Below are 11951 nucleotides of genomic sequence, written 5' to 3'. Positions count from 1 at the left end.
CTTCGCATTCACTCGGGAGGAACCAGTGACCAGGACCATCAGGACAATTTTGCTCGCCTCGGCGGCATCTCTTCTCATCGGCGCGTCGGCCCAGGCGGCCGGCATGACCATCGGCTTCTCGCAGATCGGCTCGGAATCGGGCTGGCGCGCGGCGGAAACCAGCGTCACCAAGCAGCAAGCCGAAAAGCGCGGCGTCGACCTCAAATTCGCGGACGCCCAGCAGAAGCAGGAAAACCAGATCAAGGCGATCCGCGGTTTTATCGCGCAGGGCGTTGATGCCATCTTCGTGGCGCCCGTCGTCGCAACCGGCTGGGAGGCCGTGCTGACCGAAGCCAAGGAAGCCAAGATCCCGGTCTTCCTGCTCGATCGCGGTATCGACGGTCCAGACGACCTTTACACCACCATGGTGGCATCCGATCAGGTGCTGGAAGGCAAGGTCGCCGGCCAATGGCTGGTGAAGGACGTGGCCGGCAAGAACTGCAACGTCGTCGAGCTTCAGGGCACGACCGGCTCGTCGCCGGCGATCAATCGCAAGAAGGGCTTCGAGGAAGCGATCGCCGGCGCATCGTCGATCAAGATCATCCGCAGCCAGACGGGCGACTTCACCCGCGCCAAGGGCAAGGAAGTCATGGAAGGCTTCCTGAAGGCGGAGAATGGCGGCAAGAACATCTGCGCGCTCTATGCCCACAATGACGACATGGCGGTGGGCGCGATCCAGGCCATCAAGGAAGCAGGGCTGAAGCCGGGAACCGACATCAAGGTCGTGTCGATCGACGCCGTGCCCGACATCTTCAAGGCCCTTGCGGCCGGCGAGGCCAACGCAACGGTGGAACTGACCCCCAACATGGCCGGTCCTGCCTTCGATGCGCTCGAGAAGCTGAAGAAGGACGGCACTGTCCCGCCAAAGACCATCATCACCGAGTCGAAGCTCTACACGCAGGCCGACGATCCGATGAAGGTCTATGAGGCGAAGAAGGGTCTCGGTTACTGACGCGGTTTGGGGGTGGCAAGGTGGGTGGGGCAGACCAGCGCTCCGCCCACCGCCATACGGAATGTTTGCTCGGCAAGCAGATCCAGTTTCAGCGGCGCTGACGGGAGGACGGTGTGGGCGAAACCGAAGCGCTTCTCAGCGCTCACGATATCTCAAAAAGCTTCTTCGGCTTCAAAGCCCTCGAAAATGTCGACTTTACCGTACGCAAGGGCGAGATCCATGCGCTGCTCGGCGAGAATGGCGCGGGCAAGTCCACCTTGATTAAGGTGCTGACCGGCGTGCATAGGCCGGATGCCGGCACAATCGCGCTCAACGGCGAGCCGGTCGATGTGCGCGACACGCTGCATGCGCAAAGGCTCGGCGTCGGCACGGTCTACCAGGAGGTCAACCTCCTGCCCAATCTGAGCGTCGCCGAAAACCTCTATATCGGCCGGCAGCCGAAACGCTTCGGCCTGACCCATGCCGCCGCCATGAACCGGATGGCAAGGGCACTGCTGGCGCAATATGACATCGACATCAATGTCCGGGCGCCATTGTCGAGCTTCTCGGTCGCCGTGCAGCAGCTTGTCGCCATTGCCCGGGCCGTCGACATGTCAGGCTCGGTACTGATCCTGGACGAACCGACAGCCAGCCTGGACCGGCATGAGGTGCAACTGCTGTTTGGCGTCATGCGCAAGCTGCGCGACCGCGGCCTCGGCATTGTCTTCATCACGCATTTCCTCGACCAGGTCTACGCCGTCGCCGACCGCATCACCGTGCTGCGCAATGGCCGCCTGGTGGGAACGCACGACACAGGGGCGCTGCCCCGGATGGAGCTTGTCTCCATGATGCTGGGTCGTGCCCTGGAAGCCGCGACGGAGCATGGGCATCGGGCGCCACCTACTGGCGGGACTGGACGCACAATCGAGTTTTCAGCCTTCGGCCTGTCGCGTTCGGTCGCGCCCTTCGACCTGGCGATCGCGCCGGGCGAAGTGATAGGTGTCGCCGGCCTCTTGGGATCTGGCCGCACCGAGACGGCGCGGCTGATGTTCGGCGTCGATCACGCCGACAGCGGCAAGGCGACCGTCGACGGCAAGGCCGTGCGCATAAGCTCGCCGCGCGAGGCGGTGCGGCTTGGTTTCGGCCTCTGCCCGGAAGACCGCAAGGTCGACGGCATCATCGGCGATCTCTCGGTGCGCGAGAATATCGCCCTGGCGCTGCAGGCGCGGCGCGGCTGGCTGAAACCCATGTCGAGCAGCGAACAGGCGGAGCTCGCCCACCGGCTCGTGAAGGCGCTGGACATCCGCACCACCGATATCGAGAAGCCGGTCAAGCTTTTGTCGGGCGGCAACCAGCAGAAGGTGATCCTGGCGCGCTGGTTGGCGACGCAGCCGCGCCTGCTCATCCTCGATGAGCCGACGCGCGGCATCGATGTCGGCGCGCATGCCGAGATCATCCAGCTGATCAACCGGCTCTGCGAGGAGGGACTGGCGCTGGTGGTCATCTCGTCCGAGATCGAGGAGATCATGGCATACTCGACACGGGTGCGGGTGCTGCGCGACCGCCAGCATATTTGCGACCTCACCGGCGAAGAGATCAGCGCCGGCAACATCATGCGCACGATCGCGGTCAGCGAAGGGGCGAGCGCATGACGGGCCTGAAGCGTGCAGCCCCGAAGCTCACCTGCCTGGCGCTTATCCTCTTCTTCAACTGGATGGCCTTCGACGGCTTCTTCAGCATACGCCTGCAGGACGGCCGGCTGTTCGGCAGTCTCATCGACGTGCTCAACCGCGGCGCGCCGGTGGCCATCCTGGCGATCGGCATGACGATGGTGATCGCCACCAAGGGCGTCGACCTTTCCGTCGGCGCCGTCATGGCCATGGCCGGCGCCGTGGCGGCGACGATGATCATGGCGGGCCATCCGCTGCCGGTCGTCGTGCTGGCCGCGCTCGGCGTCGGCCTCGGCTGCGGGCTGCTCAACGGTTTCCTGGTCGCGGTTCTGGAGCTCCAGCCGATCGTCGCGACCCTCATCCTCATGGTCGCCGGGCGCGGCATCGCGCAGCTGGTGACCGAGGGCGTGATCGTGACCTTCAACGATCCCGGCCTCGCCGCCTTTAGCGCCGGCTCCTTCCTCGCATTTCCGATGCCGGTCGCCATCGTTGCCGCCTTGACGGTGCTGACCGTCCTGGTCGTGCGGCGCACGGCGCTTGGGCTGCTGATCGAATCCCTCGGCGTCAACCGCAGTGCGTCGACCTATGCCGGCATCAACAGCCGCCTGCTGCTCATGCTGGTCTACGCTTTCTGCGGCTTCTGCGCGGCGATCGCCGGTATCATCGTGACGGCCGACATCCGCGGCGCGGATGCCAACAATGCAGGCCTGTGGCTCGAACTCGACGCCATCCTCGCGGTGGTGATCGGCGGGACGTCCCTGCTCGGCGGCCGCTTCTCGATCCTGATGTCGGTGCTGGGCGCCGTCATCATCCAGGCCATGAACACCGGCATCCTCATCTCGGGCTTCCCGCCTGAGTACAACCTCATCGTCAAGGCCATTGTGATCATCGTCATCCTTTTGGCGCAGTCGGCATCCGTCGGGCGGCTCTTCGTGCGCGACCGCGCCCTCCCCCAGAGCAAGGCACAACGGACATGATGTCGTCGCGCCTGCTTCCCTTCTTCGCAACGCTGGTCATCTTCGTGCTGGCCTATGCGGTCTGCGTGTTCCAGTTTCCGAACATGCTGTCGACGCGCGTGGCCGGCAATCTCTTGACCGACAACGCCTTTCTCGGCATCGCGGCGGTCGGCATGACCTTCGTCATCCTGTCCGGCGGCATCGATCTTTCGGTCGGCGCGGTGATTGCGTTCACCGGCGTACTGATCTCGGTGCTCGTCAGCTGGTACGACATACATCCGTTGCTGGCCTTCGCGATTGCGCTGGCCGTCTCGACCGCCTTCGGCGCCGCCATGGGGGCGGCGATCCACTATCTCGAAGTGCCGGCCTTCATCGTTACGCTGGCGGGCATGTTCCTGGCGCGCGGCATGGCTTTCGTGATCGCGACGGACTCGATCCCGATCAACCACAAATTCTACTCGGCTGTGCAGAAGATGTACGTGCTGATGCCGGGTGGTGGGCGGTTGACACTGGTCGGCGGCCTGATGCTGCTGGTCTTTGCCGCCGGCATCCTGATCGCGCACTACACGCGCTTCGGCTCCTATGTCTACGCGATCGGGGGCAACAGGCAGTCGGCCGAACTGATGGGCGTACCGGTGGCCCGCACCACCATCGGCATCTATGCGCTGTCCGGCTTCCTTTCGGGCCTCGCCGGCGTCGTCTTCTCGCTCTACACCTCGGCTGGCTATTCGCTTGCGACGGTAGGCGTCGAGCTCGACGCGATCGCCGCCGTGGTGATCGGCGGGACCCTGCTGACCGGTGGTGTCGGCCTGGTGGCCGGAACCTTCTTCGGCGTCGTCATCCAGGGCCTGATCCAGACCTACATTGTCTTCGACGGCACCCTTTCGAGCTGGTGGACGAAGATCGTCGTCGGCATCCTGCTGTTCGCCTTCATAGCGCTGCAGCGCCTTTTGGTGCTGGTCGGCGACCGTGGCGCCGCAAACAGGAAAGCAGCATGACTATCCAGCCCAACATCCGCGCCGGGTTCCAGCCGGCGCCGTGGCCGCGCAGGCTGCGTTCGCAGGAATGGTATGGCGGCACCTCCCGCGACAACATCTATCACCGCGGCTGGTTGAAGAACCAGGGCTACCCGCACGATCTGTTCGACGGCCGGCCGGTGATCGGCATCCTGAACACCTGGTCGGACCTCACCCCCTGCAACGGCCATCTGCGCGAGCTGGCGGAAAAGGTGAAGGCAGGCGTGTGGGAGGCCGGCGGTTTTCCGCTTGAGGTGCCGGTGCTTTCGGCCTCGGAGAACACCTATCGTCCGACGGCGATGATGTATCGCAACCTGGCCGCCATGGCGGTGGAGGAGACCATCCGCGCCCAGCCCATCGACGGTGTGGTGCTGATGGTCGGCTGCGACAAGACCACGCCGTCGCTGCTGATGGGGGCAGCCTCGGTCGACCTGCCGGCGATCACCGTGACCGGCGGCCCGATGCTGAACGGCTGGTTCCGCAACGAACGCGTAGGATCGGGCACGGCGCTGTGGCAAATGTCGGAGGCGATCAAGGCCGGCACGATGAGCCAGACGGAGTTCCTGGAAGCCGAACAGGCGATGAGCCGTTCGACGGGAACCTGCAACACGATGGGCACGGCCTCGACCATGGCGTCGATGGCCGAGGCGCTTGGCATGGCATTGTCCGGCAATGCCGCCATTCCAGCCGTCGACAGCCGTCGCCGGGTCATGGCGCAATTGACCGGACGACGCATCGTGCAGATGGTTAAGGACGACCTGAAACCCTCGGACATCCTGACCCGCGAAGCCTTCGAAAACGCCATCCGCACCAACGGCGCCATAGGCGGCTCGACCAATGCCGTGGTCCATCTGCTGGCCTTGGCGGGCCGGGCCGGGATCAACCTGACGCTGGACGACTGGGACCGGCTGGGGCGCGACGTGCCAACTATCGTCAACCTCATGCCGTCGGGCAAATACCTGATGGAAGAGTTCTTCTACGCCGGCGGGCTGCCGGTCGTGCTGAGGCGACTGGGCGAAGCCGATTTGCTTCACAAGGATGCGTTGACGGTGTCCGGACAAAGCCTGTGGGAGGAGGTCAAGGACGTCCGCAATTGGAACGAGGACGTTATCCTGCCGACCGCGAAAGCGTTGACGGCGGCGGGCGGTATCGCGGTCCTCAAGGGAAACCTGGCGCCTAGCGGAGCGGTCCTGAAACCATCCGCGGCATCGCCTGCGTTGATGGTCCATCGAGGCCGCGCAGTCGTCTTCGAGGACATCGACGATTACAAGAAGAAGATCAACGATCCCGACCTCGATATCGACGAGACCTGCGTCATGGTCCTGAAGAACTGTGGCCCGCGCGGTTATCCCGGTATGGCCGAGGTGGGCAATATGGGCCTGCCGCCGAAGGTGCTGAAAAAGGGCATCACCGACATGGTGCGCATTTCCGACGCCCGCATGTCAGGAACGGCCTACGGCACCGTCGTGTTGCACGCCAGCCCGGAGGCCGCCGCCGGCGGTCCGCTGGCGATCGTGCTCGACGGCGATTTCATCGAACTCGATGTGCCGAACCGCCGCCTGCATCTCGACGTGCCCGAGCGGGAAATCACGGCGCGGCTGGCAGCCTGGCAAAACCCTTCCACCCGCCCCGCCGGTGGCTACGAAATGCTCTACCACGACCATGTCACCGGTGCCGACACCGGCGCGGATTTCGACTTCCTGCGCGGCTGCCGCGGCCGGGCCGTGCCCAAGGATTCGCACTGAGTTCGATAAGCGAGAATTAAGCCCAAGCATTTGCCGGACGAGACAAACGAGCCCCTGCCCGGCCCCGATGCCAGCACGATTGGTTTCGGCCTTTCCCGAGCGGCCGGATCCGCGTGGGCAATGGATCACTCGACCGCTTGGACACGACCTGCATCGATGATCGTCCTGATCTCCGAGCGACACGAGCCGCAGTTGGTGCCGGCACCAAGTTCCCTTCCGATAGCCTCCAGGCTGCGACAGCCGGTGGCGACTGCATCGGCCAGTTGGTTCACGCCGACGTTGAAGCAGAAGCAGACGATGCGGCCGATTGACGGCACGGCGGCAGGCGAACGCCCGGAAAGCAGCGCGTGACGATCGACCGAAGTCAGTTGCGCCCGGCTGCCGAGCAGCGAAACCAGCCAATCGCGGGCTGGCAACTGCCCCGGCGGGGCAACCAGCAGCGCCTCGGCCATCGCACAGCTTTCATCCATTGCCGCCGCCCGGTAGGTCAGGCCCTTGCGGTCCCGATACTCGACCACATGGTCGGGATTGACGCTGGCAAGCAGCCCGCGCGCGAGCAGTATGCCCTGGTCTGGCGTTTCGGTACCGCTTAGTTCGTAGACCCAGCCACCCGCAACGGCCTGCCGGCTCCAATGGACGAAGCCGGTTGGTTTGAGGTTGCGGCGGGTCATCAGGATGCCCACCCAGGCGATCTCTTCGCGCGAAATGCGCAACGGCACGTTCTTCAGTTCCGGCTGGCCGGATTGGGGATCGGCGATCGGCGTCGCCAGAGCCCCCGCCCCGGCATTGGCCGCGAAATGAGCGCTCCAGTGCATGGGCACAAAAGCCTGGCCCGGGCGCTGCGCCTCGGTGATGCGGACCTTGGCGCGGGCAAAACCATAACGCGTGGACAGTTGCGCGAGATCGCCATCGGCGAGCCGGTTGGCGGCGGCGTCGAGCGGGTTGAGGTCGACCATCGGTTCCGGCGTATTCGCCATCAGGCGCGGCACGGGCCCGGTTCTTGTCATGGTGTGCCATTGATCGCGCAGCCGACCGGTATTGAGCGCAAGCGGATACTCTGCACTGACGGCGAGCGCCACGCCTTCCTGCCGCACCGCAATGAAACGCGCGCGCCCGTCGGCCGTGGGAAATTTACCGCCGCCCAGCAGCCGGCCGGACGCCTTCTTGGTGACAGGCCAGTGGCGCGGCTCGAACGTGTCATATTCCGCGTCCGAAATATCGGTTAGCGCTCCCAGATCGAACAGCCGCTCGCCTGTGTTTTCGAAAGCGGAAAGCGCGGCATGCTCGCGAAAGATCGCGGCGGGGTTGCCGAAATCGAAGGCCGCGCCGAAGCCCATGCGGGCTGCGGCATCGCAGATGATACGCCAATCGGGCCGCGCCTCTCCCGGCATGGCCAAAAACGGTCTTTGCCGGGAAAGCCTGCGCTCGGAGTTGGTCACCGTGCCGTCCTTCTCGCCCCAAGCGGCGGCGGGCAGCAACACGTCGGCGAAACGGGTGGTGTCGGTGCGCGTGACGTCGGAAACGGCGACGAAATCGCAGGCCTTCAGCGCGGCGCGCACGCGTGTGGCATCCGGCATCGAGACCGCCGGATTGGTGCCCATGATCCACAATGCCTTGATACGTCCAGCGCCAGCAGCGCGGAACATGTCGACGGCCTTCAGGCCGGCTCTGCGCGCGATATCAGGTGAACGCCAGAAGCGCCCGACACGGTCGATATCGCGTGGGTTGTCGAAATTCATATGAGCGGCAAGCTGGTTGGCGAGACCACCGACCTCGCGTCCACCCATGGCGTTGGGCTGGCCGGTCACTGAGAAAGGCCCCGCGCCCAGCTTGCCGATGCGTGCCGTGGCCAGATGGCAATTGATGATGGCGTTGACCTTGTCGGTGCCATGTGCCGACTGATTGACGCCCTGGCTGTAGACCGTGACCGTGCGCTCGGTTGCCGCAAAGAGCTCGTAGAAGAGCCGTATGTCGCCGCTCTTCAATCCGCAACCCTCAGCCACTTGCTCTTCGGAGGGCGCGTCAGCCTGCGCCAGGGCCACCGCAGCATCGAAGCCAGTGGTGTGAGCCACGACGTAGTCATCGTCCACCGCGCCGACGCGCGCCAGATGCGCCAGCAGGCCATTGAACAGGAGCACATCGGTACCGGGATCGAGCGCCAGATGCAGGTCGCATTCGTCGGCTGTCGCGGTGCGGCGCGGATCGATGACGACGATCTTCGTGCCGCGCGCCTGCCGTGCGGCCAGCATGCGCTGGTAAAGGATCGGGTGGCACCACGCGGTGTTCGAGCCGGTCAGCACGATCAGGTCGGCTTCATTGAAATCCTCATAGATCCCCGGCACGATATCCTCGCCGAAGGCGCGGCGATGACCGGCGACGGACGAGGCCATGCAAAGTCTTGAATTGGTGTCGATGTTGGCCGAACCGATGAAACCCTTCATCAGCTTGTTGGCGACGTAGTAGTCCTCGGTCAGCAATTGCCCGGAGATGTAGAAGGCAACCGAATCCGGCCCATGCTCGGCGATGGCGTCCGAGAAACGCCGGGCGACGAGATCGAGCGCCGTATCCCAGTCCGCCTGCTTCCCGCCGATTTCCGGATGGAGCAGCCGGCTGTCGAGGCTGGTCGTTTCGCCGAGCGCCGAGCCCTTCGAGCAGAGCTTGCCGCGATTGGCCGGATGGTCGGGATCGCCACGGACGGAAGCCTCGCCACCGGCGGCAGCCTTCGCCAGCACGCCGCAGCCAACTCCGCAATAAGGACAGGTCGTGCTGATTTCGGCGGAGTTCATGGCGGCAGTCACTCCGCTGCCTGCAGTATCTCACCCAGTGCGATCGAAATCCGCCCATCCTCGACCCGCACGGGGATCGTCTTCACCGATCCCTCGTCCGCGCCGAGCGCCTTGCCTGTTTCCAACGAAATCACCCAATTGTGCAGTGGGCAAGTCACGGCGGCGCCATGCACGATGCCCTGGCTGAGCGGTCCGCCCTTGTGCGGGCAGTGGTCCTCGATGGCGAAGACGCGATCGTCATGCGTGCGAAAGACGCCGATACTGCCTCTCGGGGTCTTCACGCAGCGCGCGCCACGCGGCGGGATGTTGTCGAGCGTGCCGATGTCCAACCAGCTCATCTCCGTCACTCCGCCGCCTGTTGGAAATCGGTCTCCGCCATCGGTCGAAACTCGTGCTTGTCCTTGCCCGAGACACGCTCCGACCACGGATCGACCTGAGCGAATTTCTGGCTGAAGACAAAGCGTTCGAAATAGCCTTGGCGCCTGTCGGGATCGGCCATGATCTGGCGGCGGATCTCCTCGAGGCCGACGCGTTTTGCCCATTTGTAGATACGCTCGAGGTAACGGGCCTGCTCGCGATACATCTGCACGAGCGCTACGATCGCCTCCAGCGCTTCGTCCTCGGTGCGCACCATACCGAGCACTTCCGTGCCCTTGATATCGAGGCCGGCAGCACCTGCGAAATGGATCTCGTAGCCGGAGTCCACGCACACCACGCCGACATCCTTGCAGGTTGCCTCCGCGCAATTGCGCGGACAGCCGGAGACCGCCATCTTCACCTTGGCCGGCGTCCACGAACCCCACATGAACTTTTCGATGCGGATGCCGAGGCCGGTCGAATCCTGCGTGCCGAAGCGGCACCAGTCGGTACCAACACACGTCTTCACCGTGCGCAGCCCCTTGGCATAGGCATGACCCGAGACGAAGCCGGCCTTGCCGAGATCGGCCCAGACTGCAGGCAGGTCTTCCTTTCGGATGCCCAGCATGTCGATGCGCTGGCCGCCGGTGACCTTCACCGCCGGAATGGCGAACTTGTCGACCACATCGGCGATGGCGCGCAGCTCGGCCGCCGAAGTCATCCCGCCCCACATGCGCGGCACCACCGAATAGGTGCCGTCCTTCTGGATGTTGGCGTGAACGCGCTCGTTGATGAAGCGTGATTGGTAATCGTCGGCATATTCATTTGGCCAATCGGCGACGAGATAGTAGTTGAGCGCCGGCCGGCATTTCGCGCAGCCACAGGAGGTGCTCCACTCCAGTTCTTGCATCACAGCCGGGATGGTCTTCAGGCCTTTCGCCTTGATCAGCCGGCGTACCTCGTCATGGCCGAGTTCAGTGCAGCCGCACATCGGCTGCACGGCGGCCGGGTTGTAAGTATCGCCCAGCACCAGCGCCATCACCTTCTCGACCAGGCCGGTGCATGAGCCGCACGAGGCCGACGCCTTGGTGTGCGCGCGGACTTCGTCCAGCGACGTCAGTCCCTTTTCGCCAATGGCGGAAACGATTTCTCCCTTGCAGACGCCGTTGCAGCCGCAGATTTCCGCATCATCCGCCAGAGCCGCAACGGCCGCCAGAGGGTCCGTAGAAGCGCCCCCCTGGAAGGCCTGCCCGAAGATCAGGGTGTCGCGCATCTCGGAGATGTCGACTTCTTTCTTCTTGAGATCGTTGAACCAGGCGCCGTCCGCCGTCTCGCCGAACAGCACCGTGCCGATGATCCTGTTGTCCTGCAGGATCACGCGTTTGTAGACGCCGGCCGAGGCATCGCGCAGGATGATCTCCTCGCGATCCTCGCCATCGGCGAAATCGCCGATCGAATAGAGATCGATGCCGGTGACCTTGAGCTTCGTGGGCGTATCGGAATGGGTGAAGCGCCTGTCGTCGGCATCGGCCAGTTTCGCGGCCACCACCTTTGCCATTTCGTAGAGCGGCGCGACAAGGCCGTAGACATGGCCGCCAACCTCGACGCATTCGCCGAGCGCGAAAATATCCGGGTCGGATGTCCGCATGCAATCGTCGGTGACGATGCCGCGATTGACCTCGAGCCCAGCTTCCCTGGCGAGGCCGACATTCGGTCGGATGCCGACGGCCATCACCACCAGCGTGGCCGGGATGATCTCGCCGGTGTCGAGCTCGACACCCTGCACCTTGCCGGCGCCGACGATCTGCCTGGTGTTCGCCTTCGTCCTGACCGTGATGCCCCTCGCCTCCAGCTGCTTCTGGAGCAGATAGCCGGCGGCCGGATCGAGCTGACGTTCCATCAGTGTTGGCATGACATGCAGCACGGTGACGTCCATACCGCGCTCCTTCAGGCCGGCGGCCGCCTCAAGTCCGAGCAGCCCGCCACCGATCACCACCGCCCTGTCGCGCGACTGCGCGGCGAGAAGCATGGCGCCGACGTCGTCCAGATCGCGATAGGAGAGCACGCCGGGCAGATCCCTGCCGGGCACCGGGATGATGAAGGGCACCGAGCCGGTGGCGACGACAAGCTTGTCATAGGGCTCGGTCACGCCCTTGTCGGAGGTGACGATCCTGGCGCTTCGATCGATGGCGACGATCTTGTGGCCCTTGTAGAGCACGATGCCATGCTTGATGTACCAGCCATCGCCGTGAATGACGATTTCCTCATAGTCCTTCTCGCCCGACAGAACGGGCGACAGCATGATGCGGTCGTAGTTCACGCGCGGTTCGGCGTTGAAGATGGTGATCTGGTAGCGGCCGGGTGCAGCCTCGAGCAGATGCTCCAGCATGCGGCCTGGCGCCATGCCGTTGCCGATGATGACGAGTTTCTCTGACATAGTCTGGGGCTCCA

The 11951-nt window shown here is 64.3% G+C and carries 8 protein-coding genes; 5 read left to right on the top strand and 3 right to left on the bottom strand.

Translation table 11 applies throughout. The annotated features are described in order from the left end of the window. Positions 1–37: 37 nt before the first annotated feature. The 5 genes from ytfQ (at position 38) to araD (ending at position 6357) form a co-directional block, all read left to right on the top strand. Complete coding sequence (ytfQ, locus tag FZF13_RS17750; RefSeq protein WP_024923625.1) at positions 38–991, top strand: galactofuranose ABC transporter, galactofuranose-binding protein YtfQ; 954 nt, start codon at positions 38–40, stop codon at positions 989–991. A gap of 113 nt (positions 992–1104) precedes the next feature. Continuing rightward, positions 1105–2622 (top strand): sugar ABC transporter ATP-binding protein, encoded by a 1518-nt coding sequence (locus FZF13_RS17745; RefSeq protein WP_024923626.1) that lies wholly within the window; start codon positions 1105–1107, stop codon positions 2620–2622. Continuing rightward, on the top strand, positions 2619–3617 hold the full coding sequence (locus tag FZF13_RS17740; RefSeq protein ID WP_024923627.1) for an ABC transporter permease: 999 nt from the start codon (positions 2619–2621) through the stop codon (positions 3615–3617). Before FZF13_RS17745 ends, FZF13_RS17740 begins: the two co-directional genes overlap by 4 nt. Beyond that, positions 3617–4594 (top strand): galactofuranose ABC transporter, permease protein YjfF, encoded by a 978-nt coding sequence (yjfF, locus tag FZF13_RS17735; protein ID WP_024923628.1) that lies wholly within the window; start codon positions 3617–3619, stop codon positions 4592–4594. Before FZF13_RS17740 ends, yjfF begins: the two co-directional genes overlap by 1 nt. Further along, the gene (gene araD / locus FZF13_RS17730; protein ID WP_024923629.1) at positions 4591–6357 is read left to right on the top strand and encodes an L-arabinonate dehydratase; all 1767 of its coding nucleotides are present in this window, start codon (positions 4591–4593) and stop codon (positions 6355–6357) included. Before yjfF ends, araD begins: the two co-directional genes overlap by 4 nt. A 125-nt stretch (positions 6358–6482) precedes the next feature. On the opposite strand, the gene FZF13_RS17725 is transcribed toward araD, so the two are convergent. The 3 genes from FZF13_RS17725 to nirB are packed head-to-tail and all read right to left on the bottom strand — an operon-like array spanning position 6483 to position 11937. Next, positions 6483–9143 (bottom strand): nitrate reductase, encoded by a 2661-nt coding sequence (locus FZF13_RS17725; protein ID WP_024923630.1) that lies wholly within the window; start codon positions 9141–9143, stop codon positions 6483–6485. A gap of 8 nt (positions 9144–9151) precedes the next feature. Next, entirely contained in the window at positions 9152–9481 is a 330-nt protein-coding gene (gene nirD, locus FZF13_RS17720) for a nitrite reductase small subunit NirD (protein WP_024923631.1), read from the bottom strand. Positions 9482–9486: 5 nt separating this feature from the next. Further along, positions 9487–11937 (bottom strand): nitrite reductase large subunit NirB, encoded by a 2451-nt coding sequence (gene nirB / locus FZF13_RS17715; protein WP_024923632.1) that lies wholly within the window; start codon positions 11935–11937, stop codon positions 9487–9489. Positions 11938–11951 lie beyond the last annotated feature (14 nt).

Origin of the sequence: Mesorhizobium terrae (assembly GCF_008727715.1) — a bacterium.
GTDB classification, from domain to species: Bacteria; Pseudomonadota; Alphaproteobacteria; order Rhizobiales; family Rhizobiaceae; genus Mesorhizobium; species Mesorhizobium terrae.
The sequence above is the reverse complement of the archived record's forward strand: the minus strand, read 5'-3'. Positions and strand labels throughout refer to the sequence as shown.